Raw genomic sequence first — 24949 nt, 5'->3', positions numbered from 1 at the left:
ATAGATGCATCAAGATGCAAAAGATATTTTATATACAGAGGAACAATTAAAGGAACGTGTGGCTGAATTAGGTCATCAAATCAGTGCTGACTATAAAGGGGAATCCGTAGTTCTCGTAGGGGTATTGAAAGGTGCTATCGTTTTTTTTACAGATTTAGCTCGTTCTATCGATGAGAATGTGGATGTAAGCTTCGATTTTATTTCTTGCTCTAGCTATGGCAGCGGTACAACAAGTACAGGGGTAGTTCGAATTTTAAAAGATTTGGATCGCTCTGTAGAAGGAAAGCATGTACTCGTTGTAGAAGATATTGTAGATACGGGTACAACATTACATTACTTGCTAGAAAATTTACATGCTCGTGGAGCTAAAAGTGTACGCCTTGCAGCGTTGTTGAATAAGCCTGAACGCCGTAAAATGGATGTAGAAGTAGACTATGTGGGGTTTGTCATCCCTGACTACTTTGTTATCGGCTATGGTTTAGACTATGCAGAAAAATATCGTCACTTACCTTATATAGGTATTTTAAAGGAAGAAATGTATCAAGATTAAAAATATGATATAATATATGAGTGCATCTCTCAACGAGATGTACTCAATTCGTTTATGCCACTAAACTATTATTGAAAGGGGTAATATTTTGGGTCGATTTACTAAAAATATCGTCCTTTATTTACTTATCATTGCCGCTTTCGTTATCGCCATTGACGCTTTCTCTGGTCAAAGTGCGAATAAATCTGAACTCAGTTATACAGGATTTATTCAACAAGTACAACAGAAAAAGGTTGAGTCCGTAACGATTACCAATGATCATGGTATTAAAGGTAAACTAAAAAATGGAACAGAATTCAATTCTTATGCGCCAACTGATGAAACGTTAATCAAAACTTTACAAGATAATGGTGTAGAAATTACTGCAGCTCCACCTGAGCAACCAGCTTGGTGGATGAGCTTGTTAGGTTCTGCTATTCCAATTATTATTTTGGTAGTATTGTTCTTCTTCATCATGCAACAAACGCAAGGTGGCGGTGGCCGAGTGATGAACTTTGGTAAAAGCCGTGCTAAATTGATGGGTGAAGGCAATGTAAAGGTTAGCTTCAAAGATGTAGCTGGCGCTGAAGAAGCAAAACAAGAATTAGAAGAAGTAGTAGAGTTCTTAAAGGATCCAGGCAAATTTACAACTATCGGTGCTAAAATTCCGAAAGGTGTATTATTGGCAGGACCTCCAGGTACAGGCAAAACATTACTCGCTAAAGCTGTTGCTGGTGAAGCAGGGGTACCATTCTTTACGATTTCTGGTTCTGACTTTGTAGAGATGTTCGTTGGTGTTGGTGCTTCTCGTGTGCGTGATCTTTTCACACAAGCGAAAAAGAACGCCCCATGTATCATCTTTATAGACGAAATTGATGCGGTTGGTCGCCAACGTGGTGCTGGCCTTGGTGGTGGTCACGATGAACGTGAACAAACATTAAACCAATTGCTCGTTGAAATGGATGGCTTTGGTGCCAACGAAGGTATTATTACTATCGCTGCAACAAACCGCCCAGATATTCTAGATCCTGCACTCTTGCGTCCAGGTCGTTTTGACCGTCAAGTTATTGTAGGTCGTCCAGATCTACGCGGCCGTGAAGCAATTTTGAAAGTTCATGCTCGTAATAAGCCTTTGGCTGACGATGTAGACTTGAAAATAATTGCGAAGAAAACACCAGGCTTTACTGGTGCAGACTTGAGCAATTTGTTAAATGAAGCAGCTCTTTTGGCGGCTCGTCTTAACAAAAAAGTAATTACTATGGCTGAAGTTGAAGAAGCCAGTGAAAAGGTTAGCATGGGACCTGAACGCCGCAGTCATATTGTGAGCGATAAGGATCGTAAATTAACAGCATACCATGAATCTGGTCATGCCATCGTAGCACATCTATTGCCTCATGCAGATCCTGTTCATAAAGTAACAATTATTCCTCGTGGTGCAGCTGGTGGATACACTATGATGCTTCCTACTGAGGAACAAAACTACAAAACAAAATCTCAATTATTAGCAGATATTCGAGTCGCTCTTGGTGGTCGAATTGCAGAAGCCTTGATTTTAGATGAAATCAGTACAGGCGCTTCAGGTGACTTGCAAAGCGTAACTAATACTGCTCGCGCTATGGTAACGCGTTGGGGGATGAGCGATGAGCTTGGTCCTATCGTGTTTGGTGAACAACAAGAACAAATCTTCTTAGGAAAAAACCTGGGCCATGAGCGCAACTATAGTGAAGAAATCGCTGCGAAAATCGACTCTGAAATTCATCGTATCGTAGAAGAAGCTTATAAAGATGTAACAAAACTTCTTAGCGATAATGAAAAATTCTTACATGACATGGCAAATGCTTTGTTAGAAGAGGAAACAATCGATGCGAAAGCGGTAGATAATCTTTACAAATATGGTACAACAAAAGAACCTGAAGCTGAGGAGCCTAAAGTAGCTTCTGAAGTAGAAGGTAGCGTAGTACCAGATAGTGTTGATGCTAAAGAAACAACTAGTACTGTAGCAGATCTTAGTGAAGCATCATCTAATGAAATTAAATAATGGATTTTGTCCAAATGAAAAAGAGCTAGCCTTCTAAAAAGGCTAGCTCTTTTTTACTGTCCATCGTTTATATGACGTGTGGCAAGAAGTTCTGTCATGCGTTGTTCTTTTAGTTTTTGCAAATATTTTTGTGCCAAAACATTTGGTATAGCTACACCGATTGCTATAGCTATAGTTGTAAATGTGCCAGTTACACCATTTTGTATCATAAGGATTAGACTAGCATCATTTAATGCATTGATGTGTAACATGTCGAAGAGAAATCGGTAGTACAATATACCGGGCATTAATGCGATGGCAGACGGTACGATAATGATAGTGCTAGATGTTTTTAACCAAGTAGAAACTTTTACAAAAATAATACTCATAATGGCAGCACCAATAAAGGTAGCACCTGGTGTAGAAAATCCTAATTCTACGGATAGTATATTGCGAATACATACACATAGTACGCCACCAATACCAATGGATACTAATAGTCTGACAGGAGCATTAAAAAGTACCGCAAAAGCGGCCGCAGCTGTAAAAGAACCGATAACTTGCTCTATGGAAATAACATGAGGTTTAATATCAACAAAATTAAATGCTGGTGCAGGGCTAAAGTAGAGTGCCATAGCCATACCTAAAGTCATGCTACCCACGATGAGTAGTGTTCTTATAGCGCGTGTCATGCCCGATAAAATATGATTATTAATGATATCGATGACACAATTGATCAATGGTACCCCAGGAATCATGAACAAGGTACAGCAAACGAGTACATATAGTAAGGATTCATTATTTACATGACTATAAAAAGCGTAAGCCGATATCATGGCACCAAATCCGCCTAATGCGATTCCTACATATTCATTAAGACCTAATCTGCCTGATAGGGTGCGCGTAAAATAACCAATACTAGAACATATGATGGTAACAATGAATGCGATGATATCGCCACTGTAGAGGTATGCAAGACCTGCTGATCCTAGTGCACAAGCTAGTCCTTTTATCCAGTTTGGATACGTTGGTATAGTTGTATCCAGTTTGGCAATTAGTCGTTCATAGGTCGTTAGTGAGTAATGTCGCTCAAATGCGCGCCATGTGAGCTTTGATACGGCATTGATCATAGCCATATTCGGAATATGAACCGGTGTTTTTCTGAAGACCGTTATGGATCGTTCTTTGTGTAATAGATTGACCATAATAGTGGTATATGAAATATGGATATTTAAGTAATCATGAGGAATTCCCATAAATGTTGCAGCTTTTAGCATTTCCTCAATGATTCGATTTGTATTTGCCCCACATTCCATTAGTAACTTCCCTATATTGAGTAGTACATCCAGTTTTCGATGAATATGGATAAAAGGGTTCTCTAAAACTTGATTTTTCTCTTCTAATGTAAACTGTTTCATATATCTCTCCGAAGGATAATAGATAGCATTATTGTTATCTATTTTTTTATGTATACCTTTATACTATATACATTATACCATTAATTATTTTAAATAATCCTTGCATTTTACAAGGTACACTTGTACAATCGAATTGTAAACCTAGGTTGACAAAGAAAGGGGCTCTAAACTATGCGTGATGAAGTGCTAGAATTCTTGAGACAAAACCAAGGTAGTTTCGTATCGGGACAAGATATGTCCGAAGCCTGCCATGTTTCGCGCACAGCTATTTGGAAACATATCAAGGCGTTACGTCAAAAAGGCTACAAAATTGAATCTTATACCAAGAGAGGGTATCGATTATTGGAAGAACCTGATTTGTTGAGCCCCTTGGCAATGAAACAAATCTTAAAAACAGATGTATTTGGTAAACGATATGTTTATATGGATACTACGGAGTCTACGAACTTAGAAGCTCGTCGTTTAGCTCAACAAGGTGCAGAAGAAGGCACGGTTGTGGTTACTGAGGAACAGGCTGCTGGTCGTGGGCGCTTATCTCGTGGTTGGTATTCTCCATTTGGCAAGGGCTTGTGGTTTAGCTTGATTTTACGCCCTGATTTTCCACCTGTAGAGGCTCCAAAGTGTACTTTGATGGCTGCAGTGGCTTTAACAAAGGCCTTTCATAAGATGGGACTCACTGATGCGGGGATAAAGTGGCCTAATGATATTCTTGTGAATGGTCGTAAGCTAGTAGGTATTTTGACTGAAATGTCTGGTTCTATGGAAGAAATTTCTCATATTGTAATGGGCATTGGGGTCAACGTAAAAACAAAACAAGAAGAATTACCAGAAGAGTTAAAATTAATTGCTACATCCCTTGCGATGGAAGATATTGATATTGAGCGCACAGAAGCATTTAGACTTATATTAGAAGAATTAGAACATCAATATTATGAAGTGCTCGATAGTGGCTTTGACGAAACCCTTAATGAATGGCGTCAATTATCTGTTACTCTCGGTGAAGAAATTGAAGTGCGTGCTCCTGGCAATACCTATGAAGGGGCAGCTACAGATATTGATGAAGATGGTAATTTATTAGTAAGAATCCCAGATGGGACAATTAAACGTATTGTGGCAGGGGACGTATCAATTCGTCCGCGTAAATAGGAGGCATTAATGTTATTAGTAATTGATGTGGGAAACACCAATATTGTTCTCGGTGTATACGACAAGACAGAACTTGTGGGTCACTGGCGTATTTCCACAGATCGGGTTCGTACCACCGATGAATATGGCATGCTGATGATGAACTTATTCTTTCACGACCGTAAGGTTGATGTAAAAGATATTAATGCTATCATTATCTCCTCGGTTGTACCACCATTAATGCCTACATTAGAGCGCGTGTGTTTGCGCTACTTTAATGTAAATCCTCTTATTGTAGGACCAGGCACTAAAACTGGCATCGCTATTAAGTATGATAATCCTCGTGAAGTAGGGGCTGACCGTATTGTAAATGCCGTAGCAGCACATGAGCTTTATAAGGGCGATTTAATTATCATCGATTTTGGTACGGCTACTACCTATTGTGCGGTACAAGGTAATGGTGATTATATGGGCGGGGTTATTAGTCCAGGGGTAACCATTTCTGCAGAAGCTCTATTTCAACGGGCAGCCAAATTGCCTCGTATCGATGTGAGAGATCCGGGGCAAGTCATTTGCCGAAATACGGTGTCTTCTATGCAATCTGGTATGTTCTACGGTTATGTAGGGCAAGTAGAAGGACTCGTGTCTCGTATGAAAGCAGAAATGGGAAATCATGTAACTGTAGTGGCTACAGGTGGTTTGGCACAACTTATTAGCAGTGCTACAGACTGTATTGACCATGTAGAACCTATGCTTACATTAGAAGGCTTACGCCTTATTTACGAAAGAAATAAATAATGCTACTATAATATAGTTACGTATATGTAACGAAGTAGTGTACATTCGGGTACAGCTTATGCTGTACCTTTTTTATTAGGGGATATAGAATTATATGAATAATAAACAGTGGCAAATTGGGGCTGTCAAAATTGATGGTCAAGCCATATTAGCGCCTATGGCAGGGGTTAGCGATATTGCGTATCGACTACTGGCTAAAGAACATGGTGCAGCCTTGGTATGTACCGAAATGGTCAGTGCTATGGGCATTAAATATAAGAATGAACGTACTCATGAATTATTGCGCATTGAAGATGCAGAACGTCCTGTATCCATGCAAATTTTTGGCTCTAATCCAGAAGCAATCGCTTTGGGGGCTAAGGTTGTGGCCGATGCGGGTGCCGATATTGTAGATATAAACATGGGCTGTCCTGTAAAAAAGGTAGTTACCTCTGGCGATGGTTCGGCACTTATGAAAAATCCTGATCTAGCGGCGCGTGTTGCAGAAGCTGCTGTTGAGGCTGTTGATGTACCTGTTACTGTAAAAATGCGTATCGGTTGGGATAGTGACTCTATTAATGTCGTGGATTTTGCAAAACGCATTGAGTCTACAGGTGTGGCTGCTATTGCCGTACATGGGCGTACAAAGGAGCAAATGTATAGTGGACATGCGGACTGGTCTTATATTAAAGCTGTGAAAGAAGCGGTATCTGTACCTGTACTTGGCAATGGTGATATTGTGGAGCCTGAAGATGCTAAGCAAATGCTTGATGAAACAGGCTGTGACGCTGTAATGATAGGGCGTGGGGCACAAGGGAACCCTTGGATATTTGATCGCATTCACCACTATCTAGCTACTGGTGAAGTGTTACCTGCACCGACCGATATAGAGCGTCTAGATATGTTATTAAAGCATTTTGACTTGTTATGCCAATACAAGGGTGAAAGTATGGCCGTTAAGGAGATACGCACTCATGCGGGCTGGTATATGAAGGGACTTCCGGAATCTGCATATTGGCGCAATCGAGTGAATACAATTCATACTGTAACGAGCTTTCACAATGAACTAGAAACGTATCGCAAAATATTGTCTGAAGGTTAGTCAGATTGACAAATGAATAGTATTTTTATATAATGGTTGAGATAATTTAGAAACAAAAGATAAGGTGTCATCTTACTATGACACTTTTTCTTATTATTTATATGTAGAAAGAGTGGGGTACCCATGGCAGACGTAAAAGAAACATTACTCACCGCCGAAGGTTTAAAGAAGTTAGAAGAAGAATTAGCGTACTATAAATCTGTACGTCGTATTGAAGTATCTGAACGTATTAAAACTGCTATTGAATATGGCGATATCAGTGAAAACTCTGAATATGATGATGCAAAAAATGAACAAGCTTTTATTGAAGGTCATATTGTAGAGTTAGAGAATAAGATTAACACTGCGAAAATCATCGATGAATCTGTTAAAGGTGACGTTGTATCTGTAGGTAGTAAAGTTACTGTACTTGACACTATGTACAACGATGAATTGGAATATGTTATCGTTGGTTCCTCTGAAGCGGATCCATTTAACAATCGTATCTCTAATGAATCTCCTGTAGGTAAAGCTATTTTGGGTAAACGTAAGGGCGATGAAGTAGAGGTTTCCACACCAGATGGTCCTGTAACATTCAAAGTGTTAGCAATCCAATAATTTACAATTACCGACAAAGAGGCGATAACATGAGTGAAGAAATTAAAAATATACAAGAAGAGCTGAATGAGCAAATGCAAATTCGCCGCGATAAATTAGCCGAATATGAAGCTGATGGTATTTACCCATTTGGACAACGTTTTGTCGTAAAAGATTACGCAAAAGATATTAAAGAAGACTTCTTCTTGAAATATGATGGCCAGCCTGTAGTTATTGCAGGTCGTTTGATGACAATCCGTTCCCATGGTAAAACGGCATTTGCGAATATTCGTGATAAATCTGGTGATATTCAAGTATACTTCCGTAAAGATGTATTGGGCGAAGATGCTTATAAATACGTTAAAATGCTTGATATCGGTGATATCATCGGCGTAGAAGGTCACGTATTTAAAACTCATACCGGTGAAGTTACCATTAAAGTTAACAAATTAACATTGTTATCTAAGTCTTTACGTCCATTACCAGAAAAATGGCATGGATTAAAGGATACAGAACTTCGTTACCGTCAACGCTATGTTGATTTGATTGTAAATCCTGAAGTGCGTGATACATTTGTAAAACGCTCTCAAATCGTTGCTAAGATTCGCGAATACATGATGTGTGATGGCTTCATGGAAGTGGAAACACCGATGATGCATGCTATCCCTGGTGGGGCTGCTGCACGTCCATTTATCACTCACCATAATGCGCTTGATATCGATATTTACATGCGTATTGCACCAGAATTGTATCTAAAACGTTTAATCGTTGGTGGTATGGACCGCGTGTTCGAAATGAACCGTTGCTTCCGTAACGAAGGTATCGATAATCGTCATAATCCAGAATTTACTACTATCGAATCGTACCAAGCCTATGGCGATGTAGAGGATGCGATTCGCTTAACAGAAAATCTTGTGTCCTACTGTGCTCAAGAAGTACTTGGTACACAAGAAATTACATACCAAGGTACAGAAATTAATTTGACTCCTCCTTGGAATCGTATCACAATGGCTGAAGGTGTAAAAAAATACACTGGTGAAGATTTTGATGCAGTCACAACTATAGAAGAAGCTCGTGCTATTGCTGATCGCTTAAATGTAGAATACACAGAAAATGATGGTATTGGTAAAATCTTAAATCTTTGCTTTGAAGATTATGTAGAAGAAAACTTGATTCAGCCAACTATTGTATATGGTCATCCTAAAGAGATTTCTCCACTTGCTAAAGCAAGTCGTGAAAATCCATTGGCTACAGAACGTTTTGAAGCTTTCATCTATGGTCGTGAATTGGCAAATGGCTTCTCCGAGTTAAATGATCCAATCGACCAAAAACAACGTTTCTTGGATCAATTGAAAGAACGTGAAGCGGGTGACGATGAAGCTCATCGTATGGATGAGGATTTCGTTACTGCTCTTGAGTACGGCTTGCCTCCAACAGCTGGTCTTGGTGTTGGTATCGACCGTCTTGTTATGTTCTTAACAGACTCTGCATCTATTCGAGATGTATTATTGTTCCCATTGATGAAACCAGAAGCTCCTAAGCATTTTGAAGCTGAAGAAGATTAATTCTAAAGCTCACTACCGTGTATGGTGGTGAGCTTTTTGCTGTTTAGCATACAAAAAAAATCGATATAAAGCCCGTATCAAACACTTTGATACGGGCTTTTATCAACTCTTATAATGTTGATTAATAAATATATGAAGTGTGATTAGATATATAATATAAAAATGGTGTACGGATTATCTATGATTACATTATGATATACATAAAAAATTTTGATTTACTTTGTGATGAAATAAAAGAACATGGATATATAGTATTTATCGTTGATTTTCCAATATTATAGAGATATATGTGATTAAATTTACACATACCTGTAATAGTATAGATTATACATTTAAATCATGCACAATGTATAATTATGATATATGTGTATAATTAAACACTTTTAAATGAAAAATTCAGATGTTAAGATAGAAATATAGATACGTGAATTACCTTTAAAACAAGGAGGTGTATTTAGTAAAGGTGAATTCATTAATAAATTTTATAAATCAACCCTATGTGTAAGTTATATTCTTTAAATTATCGTTGTTAACATAATTTAGGAGGAAACACATCATGAAACATTTAAAAATTGCTTTCTCTCATAAGGCGCAATTCTACTTCGGTTCTATGGAAGGGCGTACAAATGTGGAGCTTAGTCAAACTGATTTTACCGATGTGGGGGCCATCGTCATTAGCGAGTCCGATACAGATGTACTTGAAAATGAGTTGGTACAATCCTTTGGTATACCGGTTTTCTTGGTTGTGTTTGATAAGTCTGTAGATATTTCTCCTTTTATCGGTAAGGTGGAACGTGTTATCGACGGATCAACTACAAATTTTGATTTATATAAACGACAGATTGAAGCGGCTGCTGCAAAATATGAAGCATCTATGTTACCGCCATTCTTCCAGGCCTTGGCAAATTACGTAGAGGACGGTAATTCTCAATTTGACTGCCCGGGGCATCAAGGGGGGCAATTCTTCTGCAAGCATCCTGCAGGACGTGCTTTCTATGATTTCTTCGGAGAAAATGTATTCCGCGCCGATCTTTGTAATGCGGACGTTAAGTTAGGTGATCTTCTGATTCATGAAGGTTCCGCAGTTGAGGCTCAGCAACATGCTGCACAGGTGTATAATGCGGACAAAACATATTTTGTATTGAACGGAACATCATCTTCTAATAAGGTCGTGTTAAATGCATTACTTACTCCTGGGGACATTGTTTTATACGATCGCAATAATCATAAATCGATTTGTCACGGGTCGCTCGTCATGTCCGGCGCAACACCTGTATATCTTGAAACGGCACGTAATCCGTTCGGGTCCATCGGCGGTATCTTAGAACATTGCTTTGATGAAAAATATATTCGCAAGCTGATTGCTGAAAAAGATCCTAAGAAAGCAAAGGCAAAGCGGCCTATCCGGTTGGCGGTTATTCAATTGGGAACGTATGACGGGACCATTTATAATGCGCGTCAGGTAGTCGATAAAATCGGACATCTCTGTGATTATATCTTCTTTGATTCCGCTTGGGTCGGCTATGAACAGTTTATCCCTATGATGAAAGACTGCAGTCCGTTGCTTTTGGAACTTGGTCCTGATGATCCTGGTATCCTGGTATCTCAATCCGTTCATAAGCAGCAGGCGGGCTTCTCACAGACATCTCAGATTCATAAGAAGGATAAGCATATTAAGGGGCAAGACCGCTATGTAAATCATAAACGTTTGAATAATGCGTTTATGATGCATGCCTCTACATCACCGTTCTATCCGTTGTTTGCAGCCCTTGACGTAAATGCAAAAATGCATGAAGGCGAAGCGGGTAAAAAATTATGGATTGAATGTGTGGAAACGGTTATCGAAGCTCGTAAAGCCGTATTGAAACACTGTAAATATCTACGTCCGTTAGTACCACCGGTTGTACATGGTAAAAAGTGGGAAGACGGCGACACAAAGAAAATGGCACAGGATGTGGATTACTTCGCATTTGAACCGGATGCGAAATGGCATTCCTTTAAAGGCTATGGCAAAGGTCAATATTTCATAGATCCTTGTAAATTTCAATTGATTACACCGGGTATTAATGTGGAAACGGGTGAATACGAAGATTTCGGTATTCATGCCAATATTCTTGCAAACTACTTGCGTGAAAACGGAATCATTCCTGAAAAATGTGACTTGAATACCATTCTGTTCTTGATGACACCGGCGGAAACAAAGACGAAGATGGATGATTTAGTGGCGCAACTTGTCCGATTTGAACAATTGATTGAAGCTGATGCACCTATGCAAGATGTATTGCCGTCCATTTATTACAGCCACTTGGATAAATACAAGGGATATCACATTCGTCAGCTATGTCAGGAAATGCATGACTTCTATAAAGACCGGAATGTAAGTATCTTGCAACAACGATTGTTCTTATATGATTACTTCCCGGAATATGTTATGAATCCTCAGGAAGCTAATTTTGAATTCCAGCGCGGCAAAGGTGAACTTGTACCGTTGAGCGAAGCGGAAGGGCGCATCGCTCTTGAAGGTGCGCTTCCTTATCCTCCAGGGGTATTGTGCGTACAACCGGGCGAATGTTGGTCAAAAACTGCTTGTGATTACTTCTTGGCGTTGGAAGAAGGCATCAACAAATTACCTGGATTTGCTCCGGAAATTCAAGGCGTATACATTACGGAACAGCCGGATGGAACGAAGAAAGCATTCGGTTATGTGTTGAAAAAAGAATTTGAAAAATAATTCCTCTGTGTACCGTCGGAGGTTTTCCGGCGGTACAATACACAAGATAAAAGGAGGTAACTATGAGTACAGGCAAAAATAAGATGTCCGTATTGCAGCTTACAATTTTGACCGCTGTAAATATGATGGGCTCAGGTATTATCATGCTGCCTACAAAATTGGCGCAGGTAGGATCATTGTCAATCGTATCATGGCTGATTACAGCTGTAGGTTCCATGTGTTTGGCCTATGCTTTTGCAAAGTGCGGTATGTACAGTCGTAAAGGCGGCGGTATGGGCGGTTATGCCGAATATTCCTTTGGCAAGGCGGGGAACTTCATGGCGAATTATACGTATGGCGTGTCTCTTTTAATCGCCAATATTGCTATCGCTATTTCAGCCGTAGGCTATGCGGCGACCTTTGCAGATGTTACGTTGACTCCGTTGTTGACCGGTATTTATACGATTGTCACATTGTGGTTGGCGACGACGTTGAATTTCGGTGGTGCCAGCATCACGGGACGTGTATCCAGCTTTACGGTATGGGGTGTTATTGCACCGGTTATCGTAATCAGTACAGTCGGTTGGGCTTATTTCTCAACAGATATGTATGTGGCGAACTGGAATGTTAATAATATGCCGTTCGGCGAAGCGGCAACTAATTCCATCGCTATGACTTTATGGGCATTTCTTGGCCTTGAGTCCGCCTGTGCAAATGCGGATGCCGTAGATAATCCTGAAAAGAATGTACCGAAAGCAGTTCTCGGTGGTACATTAGGGGTTGCAGTTATTTATATCGTATCCACCAATATGATCTTTGGTATTGTTCCTGCAAATGAACTCGTTAACAGTAATGCACCGTTTGGTTTGGCCTTTGCATCCATGTTTAACGGTGTAGCCGGTAAAATCGTTATGGGTCTTATGGTTATGTCGTGTTTCGGATCTTTACTCGGATGGCAGTTTACCATTGCCAATGTATTTAAAGGTGCTGCGGACGAAGGATATTTCCCTAAATTATTCAGCAAGATTACATCTAAAGATGCACCTGTAGTTGGTATGGTAACGATTACAATCATTCAATCCTTCCTCAGCTTGATGACAATCAGTCCATCTTTGAGTGAACAGTTTGAAACGCTCGTTAATTTAGCGGTTGTAACGAATATCATTCCATACCTCTTGTCGATGGGGGCTATCATCGTGTTGATGAAAGCTACGGGCCGCAGTGGCGGCGAATTGAAGGGGACAACCTTTATCGCTTTCATTGGCTCCATTTATAGCTTATATGCGCTATATGCATCCGGTCTTGAAGCAATGACATATGGTGCCATTGTAACCTTTGCGGGCTGGACCTTGTACGGCTTTGTATCGGACCGATTTGATTTGGAACGAAATCTCGGGAAATAGTCTTTATACGATGCGCCTCCTGAGGGAGGCGCATTGTTAGGATGTTTATTTATTATTTATTATTTATTATTTATTATTTATTATTGACAGTATATAAAAATAATTTTATACTTAAACTAAGACATATTTGTTCGGTACATATTTTATACAATTGATATATATAATTTCATAGTAAGACTATACCTTGTATACCCTTGACATGATGGGTCAAGGCTTTCTAGCGGGAACCGATATTCACGACTACAAGAGCTATTTTGTGATGCTCTTGTAGTCGTTTTTATTTATTTTCTTCTCTTTAAGTTAGGAGGTAAGTAAGATGAATTCGATGTCGAATGAGAGTGTGAGACACGGACAGGACCGGTGCTGGCTTGATAAATTTTTCAAGCTGTCTCAGCATGGTACGAATGTGCGTACCGAGATTTTTGCGGGCATAACTATGTTCATCGCTTCCGTATATATTTTAGCGGTTATACCGAATTTGCTGGTTGCATCCGGTATGCCTCATGAAAGTACGGTTGCGGCAGTTATTTTGACGACCGCATTTACGACAATTTTAATCGGTTTAGTAGCGAACGTTCCGGTTATCGTCGCTCCGGGACTAGGACTTAGCGCATTCTTCGCCTATACCATATGCGGATCGATGGGACTGACCTGGCAGACCGCACTAGGTGCCGTATTTATTTCCGGTGCTGTCTTTATTGTTTTGACAATAACGCGTATTTTGAATCTTATCATCGACGGTATTCCCAAGGTACTTAAAACATCTATTGGTGTCGGTATAGGTCTCTTTATTGCTTTTATCGGATTTAAAAATGCTCATATTATCGTAGCGGATAAGGCCACATTCGTAACACTTGGCGATATGCAGGATCCTGCGGTATTGTTGACATTGGCCGGTTTGCTCATCACCAGTGTGCTCTTAGCCAAGCAGGTGAGGGGCGGTTTGTTGTTGGGTATGATTATCACGACTGTTGCGGCCATGATTTTCGGTTATACAAAGGTCCCTGAAACTAGTGCGGATATTTTCAACTTGGTGCCGCCATTTCCTGTGGATACATTTGCTCAATTGGATGTGATGAGTGCTATTAAATATGGATTTTTGTCTATTATTTTCTCTATTACAATTGTAGATATGTTTGATAACATCGGTACGCTTATCGGTGTCACGCGAAAAGCGAATCTCGTTGATGCGGACGGTAAATTTAAACGGTTAAATCATGCATTACTATGTACATCTATAGGTGCCGCGGCCGGTGCAATCATCGGTACGTCTACGGTAACTTCCTATATTGAAAGTGCGGCCGCTGTTGCCGATGGTGGACGTACGGGTCTTACGGCATGCGTAACGGGTATATTATATTTAATCGCTCTGCTTTTTGCGCCATTATTCTTATTGGTACCTGCTCAAGCAACAGCTCCGGTACTCGTTATCGTAGGTGTATTTATGATGAGTGAAGTGACGCATATCGACTTCGGTGATTTTACGGAAGCGTTGCCTGCATTTTTAACGATTCTTCTTATGCCGCTTACCTTCAGTATTGCGCAAGGTTTATCCTTCGGTTTTATCTCTTATACATTGGTGAAACTTATTACAGGACGTCGTAAGGAAATCCATCCTGTTATGTATGTAATGACCATTGCTTTCATCATACATTTTGCTATATAAGCTGTGAGAGTCGGGATTGTTATATGTGTTTTTATTGTTGAGAGAGTAGCATCGAGCAATTATAGTTCATTGTAGTTGACGTACGTATATTACGGTTAAGCGGTATTGTTGAAAAGAGGAGATTATTCGATGAATTCCGTTTATATAGTAAAAGGTAATATTATTTATACATCACGACCAGCGGAGTTTGCAGTGATTCCAAACGGCTATATGATTGTGCGTGACGGTCGTATCGCATATTGTGGTGAAAGTATTCCCTCCGAATTTGAGTCGTATCCGGTTGAGGACTACGGGGATAATTTAATTATTCCCGGATTTGTCGATACCCATGCTCATGCGCCTCAATTTTGCAATCGAGGCCTTGGCATGGATAAAGAATTGCTGCCTTGGCTTGAAACGTATACATTTCCGGAGGAGGCGAAGTTTTCGGATTTAGACTACGCAAAGACGGTATATAGCGCTTTTGTTAACGAATTATGGCGTTACGGTACAACGCGCAGTATTTTATTTGGCACTATTCATAAAGAAAGCACATTGCTATTGATGAGGTTGCTTTCAGAAGCCGGCCTATCCGCTTTTGTAGGCAAGGTTAATATGGATCGGAACAGTCCCGATTATCTGATTGAGGATACGGACCAGTCCTTACATGATACGAGAGTATGGCTTGAAGAGGCTCGACAGTTTGGACCGCTCGTACGACCTATTGTAACCCCTCGCTTTGTGCCATCCTGTACGAGCCGCCTGATGAGTGGTCTCGGAGATTTAGCGGTGGAGTATAATGTGCCAATTCAATCGCATTTATCTGAAAATCATGGTGAGATTGAATGGGTTCATTCACTTCATCCGGATTCCTCCAGTTATACGGATGTATACTGTGAACATCGTCTGATGGGTACAGTGCCGACGGTCATGGCTCATTGTATTCATCTGAGCGATGAAGAAATGGAGCGGATGCATGAAACGAAGACGATGGTGGCACACTGTCCGTATTCTAACGTGAATTTGTCCAGCGGCATTGCACCTATACGAAAATTATTGAATCATGGTATTTCCATTGCACTGGGATCAGACATTTCAGGAGGCCATGACATCAGTATGGCTAAGGTTTTGACCGAAGCCGTGGGTTTGTCAAAGATGAAGTGGGCCGAGGTGGATGCCAGCTATGCATCGCTTACATTACCGGAAGCTTTCTATATGGCGACTAAGGGAGGCGGACAATTCTTTGGTGACGTAGGTAGCTTTGAAACCGGCTATGAATTTGATGCTCTTGTTATCGATGATCATGAATTGTTTGATCCGAATGAACGGAGTATAGAGGAACGTCTGGAACGGTGGCTATATATAGGTGATGATCGCCATATTGTTGGGAGATATGTAGCCGGTAAATTGTTAGATGAGCCTCCGATGGCTATGTAGCTATCATATAATAGAATAAAAGTTCATATGTTAGTGATTATTGAAGGTCCACCGTGCATAAGGTATACGGTGGACTTTTTGTAATACATTTTATACACTTCGATGATTAGTGTATAATAAAGATGTATATAAGTCAGAAAGGAGTGTGCTCAATGGATATATTAGGGGCAAGGCGCTCCATTGAACAGAAACTGCTGATGCAATCCGTAGGGCTTATGGCTTTGGTGGCTGTGAGCGGTACGATAATGGGGATTGTGACCGGGTCGAGTGCGGTCTTATTAGATGGTGTATTCTCCTTTGTCGATGTAGTTATTAAGATTATGATGCTCATGACGGCCAAATTAGTGGCTCGTGAGACGAGTAAGCGCTTTCAGTTCGGATATTGGCAATTTGAACCTCTCGTACTCGCGGTGGAAGGTTTTTTTATTTTGCTTATCGTGCTGTACGCGTTATCCAGCGGTATTACGGATTTGTTAAGCGGTGGACGTCACGTAGACTTCGGGCCAGCTATTTTCTATGCTATATTCTTTACTGTTGCGGATACTGCTTACTATCTTTATGTACGTCGTATTAATAAAAGTTTGCAGTCTAACTTGATTAAATTTGATAATGTAAGCTGGTATGTCGATGCTTTGTTAGAAGCGGCTATCTTGATTAGTTTCGTTGTAGCTACTATGCTAGAAAGTACTGAATATGCTAGATGGGCTACTTATATTGACCCTATTGTATTAATTATTTTAGCGGTACAGATGATACCCTCTGCATTTCGTATCATTGTGCCATCCATGAAACAAATATTAGGATGGGCACCAACTTCATTGCATAATGAAGTGCAAGAAATTATGGATCGATTTATGGAAAAGTATAATTTTAAAGATTATGTGACGAGCGTGCAAGTATATGGCAATACTCGAATCATTGAAATTGATATTTTAGTTCCTAAAAGTTTTCCATATCAAACCATTGCTGAAATTGATGCTATTCGCAATGAAATTGACCAAGAAATCGGCGGTAACCCAACGGAAAAATGGGTGACCATTTCTTTTACAGGCACGCGTAAATGGATGGCAAAAGATTATTTGCTAGATGAAGAAGAGGATGAATAATATAAAATATTGGTGAGAAGTCTAGTATATAGCACATAATTTAATGATAAATACACCAATATATGGTATACTTAAACGTATTGAATATATTGTGCGTAACATAGTTGGAAAATGAGGTTTATAGTATGTTAGATTTAAAATTTGTCCGTGAAAATATTGATTTAGTGCAACAAAATTTAGATAATCGTCATACAAAAGGCGATCTGAAAACCTTTGTATCCGCTTATGATGAACGTCGTCAATTGATCGGTCGAGTAGAAGAATTAAAAGCGCTTCGCAATTCTGTAACAGAAGAAATTAGCAAATTAAAACGCAACAAAGAAAATGCTGATGAAAAAATCGCAGAAATGAAAAAAGTAGGCGATGAGATTGCTGAGTTTGATAACCGTATTCGCGAAGTGGAAACAAAATTGCGCGATGCGGCATTGATGTTGCCAAATATGTGTGATGCATCTGTTCCTGTAGGGGCCGATGAAGATGAAAATGTGGAGCAACGCAAATGGGGCGAACCACGTCAATTTAATTTTGATGTACAGGCTCATTGGGATTTAGGTGAAAGCCTCGATATCCTTGATTTCAATCGTGCAGGCAAAATGAGTGGAGCTCGCTTTACTGTGTATAAGGGGTTAGGGGCTCGTTTGGAACGCGCTCTTATCAACTTCATGGTGGATCTTCATGTAGATAAACATGGCTATACTGAAATGATGACTCCATATATGGTAACACGTGAAACTTTGACGGGCACTGGGCAATTGCCTAAATTTGCTGAAGATATGTACCATGTAGAGGGAACGGAATATTTCTTGATTCCAACTGCTGAGGTTACATTGACTAATTATCACGGTGGTGAAATTTTGAGCGAAGAGGAATTGCCTAAATACTATACTGCATTCACCGCATGTTTCCGTGCTGAAGCGGGTTCCGCGGGGCGTGATACTCGTGGCCTTATTCGACAACATCAATTTAACAAAGTTGAAATGGTTAAATTAGCTAAACCAGAAGATTCTTTCAAAGAATTAGAAACATTAACAGATAATGCAGAAGAAGTATTGCGCTTATTAGAATTACCGTTCCGTGTTATCACTCTGTGCACAGGTGATATGGGCTTTGGTTCTGCTAAAACCTATGATGTAGAGGTGTGGATGCCTGCACAAGGCAAGTATAGAGAAATTTCCTCTTGCTCTAATATGACTGATTTCCAAGCTCGTCGTGCTAATATTAAATTCCGTCGTGGACCTAAGGGTAAACCGGAATTTGTTCATACATTAAATGGATCTGGCCTTGCAGTAGGGCGTACAGTAGCTGCTATCTTGGAAAACTATCAACAAGCCGATGGGTCCGTTGTAATTCCAAAAGTTCTCGTGCCATACATGGGTGGCGTTGAAGTGATTTCACCGGCTAAATAAGAGGGGGCATTTTATGAGATTCTTTATTGATACAGCAGAATTTGATGAGATTAAAGAGGCCTATGATTTTGGTTTCATTGATGGCGTAACTACAAACCCATCGCTTATCGTGAAAGCTAAACGCGATTTGAAACAAGTTATTTCTGAAATTGCAAACCTTGTTGATGGACCTGTTAGCGCAGAGGTTATTTCCTCTGATGCTGAAGGCATGGTGGCGGAAGCACATGACCTTGTGAAATTAGGCTCTAATGTGGTTATTAAAGTTCCTATGACTCCAGAAGGTCTTAAAGCCGTTGCTATTTTGAGCAAAGAAGGCATTAAAACGAATGTGACTTTGATTTTTTCTGCAAACCAAGCCTTATTAGCTGCTCGTGCAGGTGCAAGTTATGTGAGTCCATTTGTGGGTCGTATTGATGATATCAGCATGGATGGTCTTACATTGATTCAAGATATTACAGATATTTTCGCTATTCATGAAATTGAAACTGAAATTATTGCTGCAAGTGTGAGAACTCCGCTACATATTATTCAATGTGCTAAAGCAGGTGCTCATATTGCAACTGTTCCATTTAAAGTACTCATGCAAGCTATGAAACATCCGTTGACTGATGCAGGACTTGCAAAATTTATGGAAGATTGGAAACAAGCTAATCAATAAGTTAGAGACTCTAGGTAAGAGTCATATCAATACATAGAGGACTTATAAGGAGGCCCATTATGGATCGTACATTATCTTTGGAATTTGCTCGTGTCGTTGAAGCCGCAGCTTTGCGTAGCGGTCGTTTGCTTGGCCGTGGGCAAAAGGATGCAGCCGATGGTCTTGCTGTAGATGCTATGCGTCAAGCGTTTGATTCTGTTCGCATTTCTGGTACTGTGGTTATCGGAGAAGGCGAAATTGATGAAGCTCCTATGCTTTATATCGGAGAACACGTAGGTGCTGGCGGACCAGAAGTAGATATCGCTGTTGATCCTATTGAAGGGACAAACTTGATTGCTAAAGGTCAAAATGGTGCTATTGCAGTTATGGCGATTGCAGAAAAAGGTGGCTTGTTACATGCACCGGATATGTACATGGAGAAACTTTGTGTTGGTCCTCGAGGTGCAGGTGCTATCGATATTACGAAATCTTTGACCGAAAATATCAAAAATGTAGCGGCTAAAATGGAACGTAATGTAGATGAAATCACGTTGGTTATGCTTGATCGTGAGCGTCATCAAGGCTTGATGAAAGAGGCTCGTGAAGTAGGGGCTCGTATTATGCTCATTTCTGATGGTGATGTTAATCCAGCTATGGAATGTTGTATCGAAGGTTCTGGGGTGCACATGGTTGTAGGTACTGGTGGTGCACCTGAAGGTGTATTAGCGGCTGCAGCCTTAAAATGTGTAGGCGGCGATATGCAAGCTCGCTTAAAACCAGAAACGGAAGAAGAAATTCGTCGTTGCCATGAAATGGGCATTGCCGATGTAAACCAAGTGCTCACATTAAATGATTTAGTTCGTACTGATGATGTTATTTTTGCGGCTACTGCCATTACACGTGGTAACTTATTAAATCCAATTCAATATTTCCCAGGTGGTGCGCGTACACATACTATTGTGATGCGGTCTAAAACTGGTACGGTTCGTTTCCTTGATACAGTGCATATGGATCATAAACTTAAAACATTAAAAGCTAAATAAGAATAAAGCCCTGAAATATACTCAAAAATTTGGCACAAATTTTTGAGATATATTCAGGGCTTTTTTTTTCTTTGTATTTTCTCTCATTCTCTTGATGAGATATATCGAAAAATAGTATAATAACATTTAGTATATGACGTTATAAATACAAGGTCTTGTAGCTTATACAAGATGAACGATATAAAGTGTAGGAGGAATTCTGTTGGAAAAGTTAATCATTCAAGGTGGCAATCGATTGGAAGGACGTGTACGTGTTAGTAGTGCTAAAAATGCAGTACTCCCTATTATTGCCGGTACTTTGCTAGCATCAACGCCTAGTAAATTGCTTGAAATTCCAAATTTAGAAGATGTAGGCACGATTTGCCAAGTTATCGAGTCTTTGGGGGTTAAAATCACTCGTAATAATGCAGATGGTGAAATTGTTTTCGATGCTTCTACATTGACTGCTACGGAAGCTCCTTATGAACTTGTGCGTAAAATGCGTGCATCCTTTCTTGTCATGGGTCCACTTTTGGCTCGTAAAGGGGAGGCTAAAATCTCAATGCCTGGTGGATGTGCTATCGGTGCACGTCCCATTGATCTTCATTTAAAAGCATTTGAAGCATTAGGTGCAAAAATTGAAATTACTGAAGATTATGTATATGCTCATGCTCCGGAAGGACTTAAAGGGACTCAAATTTATTTGGATTTCCCAAGTGTGGGGGCTACAGAGAATGTAATTATGGCTGCTTCTATGGCGGAAGGTAAAACCGTTATCGAAAATGCTGCAGAAGAGCCTGAAATTGTTGATTTAGCTACATTCTTAAATGCTATGGGGGCTAATATTCGCGGAGCTGGTACAAATGTGATTCGTATTGAAGGTGTACCTCAATTACACGGTGCTATTCATACAGTTATTCCTGATCGCATTGAAGCTGGTACATATTTAATCGCTGCTGCTATGGCAGGTGGTGATGTATTCGTAGAAAATGCATTGCCAGAACATCTAAAACCAGTAGTGGCTAAATTAAAGGAAGCTGGTGTAACAGTAGAGGAAGAAATCGACGGCATTCGCGTTATCAGTAGTGGTAAAGGCATTAAAGCTGTCGATATTAAAACCTTGCCATACCCTGGATTCCCAACAGATATGCAAGCTCAATTCATGGCTCTTACCACGATTGCGGAAGGCACTAGTACAGTAACAGAAACTGTATTTGAAAATCGTTTTATGCATGTTGCTGAACTTCGTAAAATGGGGGCGCATATTGACATCGATAATCGTCAAGCTATTGTCGAAGGTATGCCAAGCTTACACGGGGCTATAGTGAATGCTACTGACCTGCGTGCTGGAGCGGCGCTGGTATGCGCTGCATTGACTGCGGAAGGTAGAACAGAAGTCGGTCGTTTACATCATATTGACCGAGGTTATGATGATTTTGTAGGTAAATTGCAAAGGTTAGGTGCTGATATTGTTCGGGTTGACGAATAAGAGTACACAGCCAAAACAAAATAAAAAGAAAAGAAGCCGGCGCTCTAAAGGGCCGGCTTTATACAACGAGCAACAGAACTTAGGTGCTGCAAAGGTTGAGAATTCGAAAGCGAGTACTACACGTAAACCATTGAGAAGGACAAAACGTAAGTCTACTAAGCTTTCAAATGGCGTGGCAAAGCAAGCTAATCATTTGGCCTCCAATATGCGCGAGACCATGATTAAAGTTACAAAAATGCGCCGTGCTGAACGACGTAGTCGTGAGACTGTAGCGATTGCTAAAACAACGCCAGCCATGACATTAAAACGTTTAGTTCGACCTGAGCAAGTTGGAGATTTTATGAGTCGTTTGAATCGATCCTTAAACTTCGATTTGGGAATTGATTTAGGGACTGCAAATATCCTCATTTTTGCGAAGGGTAAAGGCTTGGTATTAGATGAACCTGCGTATATTGCACGGGATGATAAAACCGGTGATATTCTTGCTTTAGGTGAGGCTGCACGTTCTATGGTAGGCCGTACTCCAAAAGGGATTTCCGTCATCCGTCCAGTTCAAGCGGGCGTTATTGCAGATTATGATATGACAGAATTCATGTTGAAGTACTTTATTCGCTCCGTTGTACCTGCTTCTAGATTGATGAAGACGCGTATTATCGTATGTGTGCCATCAGGCATTACACCTGTAGAGAAACGCGCCATTTTAGAGGCCTTACTCAGAACCGGTGCAAAAAAGACAGTCCTTATTGAAGAGCCATTGGCTGCTGCTATGGGGACTGGTCTCAATGATGCTAAGCACGTAGGGGCGATGGTTGTCGATGTTGGCGGTGGCACTACGGATATTGCCGTTCTTTGTGATACGGGTGTGGTTGTAAGTGAATCACTTCGCATCGGTGGAGATTCTTTTAACGAATCTATTATCCGTTATATCCGCCGTAAGAAGCGCCTCGTTATTGGTCCGCTAACGGCAGAGAAAATTAAAATTTCTGTAGGGACTGTGGATCGTCGTGCAAAGGAGCGTACGATTGAGGTACGAGGACGAGATGCAAGTTCTGGATTACCAAAGATGGTTGCGGTGAATTCTTTAGAGATTCAACGTGCTCTAGAAGCACAAGTGATGAATGTTTTGGAAGGCGTTAAGTCCATTCTAGAAAAAACTCCACCAGAACTTGTGGCCGCTATCAATGATCATGGTATCATTCTTACTGGTGGTGGCGCGCTCATCGATGGATTAGACCGTGTTATCACACGTTCTATTGGAATCGCGGCATACCTTGTAGAATCTCCAAGATATGCAGTAATTAAAGGTGTTGCAAAGGCTTTAGATGAAATGTCACAGCTTCGTGATACATTAGATGAGTTACAATAATATAGTTACAATAATATACCATGATGATGTAAGCTTAAATTGACGAGGTTATGGTCTACAGTTATTCTATTTTATGTATGGAGTATCTTTAGACTGTAACCTCGTTTTTCGTTTATTTTTTTGAATTTTTCATCTTTATGCTGTATACTATAGTAAAAGTATATTGCGTAAAATTGATGTAATGATATAAGGCCATTATTATGGTTTGTAGCTATAGAGGAATTAAAGATGAAACGATATCTGTATATGACTTTTGCTGTTTTAGGTCTACTGGGTAGTACCGTTCCTCATGCTGAGGCCGGTAATTTAACAGGGGTGCGCGTATCTAATCATGAAGGTACAAGCCGAATTGTTTTAGATGTATCTGAAATGCCTGTATCTTGGACTCAATCCTATAATGAAGAAACACATGCTCTTACATTGAACTTAGGGGGTACTACAAATGGTTTAACTGGCCCCATATCACAAAATGATAAAAAAACGGGAGTTCTTAAAGGCATTGGCTTACAACCGGTTAATGGGGCCTTACGAGTAACATTAACAGCGAATAAGGATGTACAACATCATGAGTTTGCATTAGAAAAGCCTTCGCGTATAGTAGTGGATTTATTTTCTGGCTATGCGCAACAGACTACAAAAGATGTAAATAAATCTGTAACGTATAGCAAAATTAATAACACCGTAGCTGAAGGGAAAATTCAAGCCTTTGCATTGACCGTAGATAATGATTCACCTATGGTGGTGGCGCATGTTCCAGAAGGTAAACCATTATCTTCTGTTACTCAAGCTCATACAGCTATCATTGGAGCAAAGGTAAAAGGGGGCAGTTTTGAACGACCTTACTCAGTGGCAAGTGATGGAGCCATTGATTTAGAGCGTATTTCTAATCGTGGTACGTTACGATATACGCCTAATAGAGGATACTTTATAGAAGAGAAAAAACCTTTACTTCAAGCTAAAACGAAGAATGAGAGTTTTGTAATCACCTCCGTTGATACGGTTCGTAAAGAGAATGCCTTGACCCTTTATACGTCAACTTATGGTCCTTCTACAAAGACCAATGAATATGGTTATGAAGTGACTGTAGCTAATGGCAAGGTTATTAGTAAACAAAAGGGAAATTCTAAAATTGGGGAAAACCAATATGTATTGTCTGGTCATGGCGAATCTGGAAATGCTTTACGTAAAATAAAAGTTGGAACACCTATTACGATTCAAAATAGAGAAGAACTTGCTCAAGTTAGTACTACCGGTGGGGCTAGTTTAGAAGTGGGCACTATGGTGATGAAAGGCGGTCGCTATGTAGGAGCTGATGAATCTAATAACAAAGGTCGTAGTTTCATTGGAACCACAAAGGAACATGATTTAGTTGTGCTAACAGTTGATAAATCCGAACTTCAATCTGTAGGTGTGACTCAAAAAGAAGGAGCTCAGTTATTGTCTAAATTAGGTGTTGTTGATGGCGCTGAATTATCAAATCAAGGTAGCATTGATATAGTTATCAATGATGATTATGTACACAAATCTTCTGCACCTATGAGTTATGAGGATATAGTAATCATAAAATAGATTCGTTGCATACAATTTTGTTTGAAATATTACTAATAATTTAGTATACT

General features: G+C 40.1%; 19 protein-coding genes and 1 riboswitch. Of the genes, 18 read left to right on the top strand and 1 reads right to left on the bottom strand.

Going from position 1 to position 24949, the window contains the following annotated elements; all coding sequences use genetic code 11:
- Positions 1–4 precede the first annotated feature (4 nt).
- Positions 5–550 (top strand): hypoxanthine phosphoribosyltransferase, encoded by a 546-nt coding sequence (gene hpt / locus E7L28_RS07170; RefSeq protein ID WP_287517449.1) that lies wholly within the window; start codon positions 5–7, stop codon positions 548–550.
- 88 nt (positions 551–638) lie between these two features.
- The gene (ftsH, locus tag E7L28_RS07165; RefSeq protein ID WP_123138495.1) at positions 639–2567 is read left to right on the top strand and encodes an ATP-dependent zinc metalloprotease FtsH; all 1929 of its coding nucleotides are present in this window, start codon (positions 639–641) and stop codon (positions 2565–2567) included.
- Positions 2568–2620: 53 nt separating this feature from the next.
- On the opposite strand, the gene E7L28_RS07160 is transcribed toward ftsH, so the two are convergent.
- Positions 2621–3964 (bottom strand): threonine/serine exporter family protein, encoded by a 1344-nt coding sequence (locus tag E7L28_RS07160; protein WP_004695419.1) that lies wholly within the window; start codon positions 3962–3964, stop codon positions 2621–2623.
- 171 nt (positions 3965–4135) lie between these two features.
- On the opposite strand from E7L28_RS07160, the gene E7L28_RS07155 reads away from it, so the two are divergent.
- From E7L28_RS07155 to E7L28_RS07080, 16 genes are all read left to right on the top strand, one after another.
- Entirely contained in the window at positions 4136–5110 is a 975-nt protein-coding gene (locus E7L28_RS07155) for a biotin--[acetyl-CoA-carboxylase] ligase (RefSeq protein ID WP_123138496.1), read from the top strand.
- A 9-nt stretch (positions 5111–5119) separates the two neighbouring features.
- The gene (locus E7L28_RS07150) at positions 5120–5887 is read left to right on the top strand and encodes a type III pantothenate kinase (protein ID WP_123138497.1); all 768 of its coding nucleotides are present in this window, start codon (positions 5120–5122) and stop codon (positions 5885–5887) included.
- A gap of 94 nt (positions 5888–5981) precedes the next feature.
- The gene (gene dusB, locus E7L28_RS07145; RefSeq protein WP_316691685.1) at positions 5982–6968 is read left to right on the top strand and encodes a tRNA dihydrouridine synthase DusB; all 987 of its coding nucleotides are present in this window, start codon (positions 5982–5984) and stop codon (positions 6966–6968) included.
- Between the two features lie 123 nt (positions 6969–7091).
- Positions 7092–7565: a transcription elongation factor GreA gene (gene greA, locus E7L28_RS07140; RefSeq protein ID WP_004695428.1), complete on the top strand. Its 474-nt coding sequence runs from the start codon at positions 7092–7094 to the stop codon at positions 7563–7565.
- Between the two features lie 29 nt (positions 7566–7594).
- Positions 7595–9109, top strand: coding sequence for a lysine--tRNA ligase (gene lysS, locus E7L28_RS07135; RefSeq protein ID WP_316691684.1), 1515 nt, complete (start codon positions 7595–7597; stop codon positions 9107–9109).
- 556 nt (positions 9110–9665) lie between these two features.
- On the top strand, positions 9666–11840 hold the full coding sequence (locus tag E7L28_RS07130) for an ornithine decarboxylase (RefSeq protein ID WP_021147864.1): 2175 nt from the start codon (positions 9666–9668) through the stop codon (positions 11838–11840).
- Positions 11841–11902: 62 nt separating this feature from the next.
- Positions 11903–13222: a putrescine-ornithine antiporter gene (gene potE / locus E7L28_RS07125; protein WP_021147865.1), complete on the top strand. Its 1320-nt coding sequence runs from the start codon at positions 11903–11905 to the stop codon at positions 13220–13222.
- Positions 13223–13386: 164 nt separating this feature from the next.
- Positions 13387–13485: riboswitch (purine riboswitch) on the top strand.
- A gap of 53 nt (positions 13486–13538) precedes the next feature.
- Complete coding sequence (locus E7L28_RS07120) at positions 13539–14888, top strand: NCS2 family permease (protein ID WP_316691683.1); 1350 nt, start codon at positions 13539–13541, stop codon at positions 14886–14888.
- Between the two features lie 129 nt (positions 14889–15017).
- Entirely contained in the window at positions 15018–16304 is a 1287-nt protein-coding gene (gene guaD / locus E7L28_RS07115; RefSeq protein WP_021147867.1) for a guanine deaminase, read from the top strand.
- A 152-nt stretch (positions 16305–16456) separates the two neighbouring features.
- Complete coding sequence (locus E7L28_RS07110) at positions 16457–17410, top strand: cation diffusion facilitator family transporter (RefSeq protein WP_278618561.1); 954 nt, start codon at positions 16457–16459, stop codon at positions 17408–17410.
- A gap of 125 nt (positions 17411–17535) precedes the next feature.
- Positions 17536–18816, top strand: a complete 1281-nt coding sequence (serS, locus tag E7L28_RS07105; protein ID WP_004695438.1) for a serine--tRNA ligase — start codon at positions 17536–17538, stop codon at positions 18814–18816.
- Between the two features lie 13 nt (positions 18817–18829).
- Positions 18830–19474 carry a fructose-6-phosphate aldolase gene (gene fsa / locus E7L28_RS07100; protein WP_008715804.1) on the top strand — a complete coding sequence of 215 codons (645 nt, stop codon included), beginning with the start codon at positions 18830–18832 and terminating at the stop codon, positions 19472–19474.
- Between the two features lie 59 nt (positions 19475–19533).
- A complete protein-coding gene (gene glpX / locus E7L28_RS07095; RefSeq protein WP_004695442.1) occupies positions 19534–20496 on the top strand; it encodes a class II fructose-bisphosphatase in 963 nt (320 codons plus the stop codon).
- A 202-nt stretch (positions 20497–20698) separates the two neighbouring features.
- Positions 20699–21964, top strand: coding sequence for a UDP-N-acetylglucosamine 1-carboxyvinyltransferase (gene murA, locus E7L28_RS07090; protein WP_004695444.1), 1266 nt, complete (start codon positions 20699–20701; stop codon positions 21962–21964).
- The gene (gene mreB / locus E7L28_RS07085) at positions 21945–23330 is read left to right on the top strand and encodes a rod shape-determining protein (RefSeq protein WP_038125913.1); all 1386 of its coding nucleotides are present in this window, start codon (positions 21945–21947) and stop codon (positions 23328–23330) included. Before murA ends, mreB begins: the two co-directional genes overlap by 20 nt.
- A 228-nt stretch (positions 23331–23558) precedes the next feature.
- Positions 23559–24899, top strand: coding sequence for a phosphodiester glycosidase family protein (locus tag E7L28_RS07080; RefSeq protein ID WP_105087051.1), 1341 nt, complete (start codon positions 23559–23561; stop codon positions 24897–24899).
- Positions 24900–24949 lie beyond the last annotated feature (50 nt).

It is taken from the genome of Veillonella parvula (assembly GCF_032575955.1).
Lineage (GTDB): Bacteria > Bacillota > Negativicutes > Veillonellales > Veillonellaceae > Veillonella > Veillonella parvula_J.
This window is presented reverse-complemented; position numbering and strand designations above follow the sequence as displayed.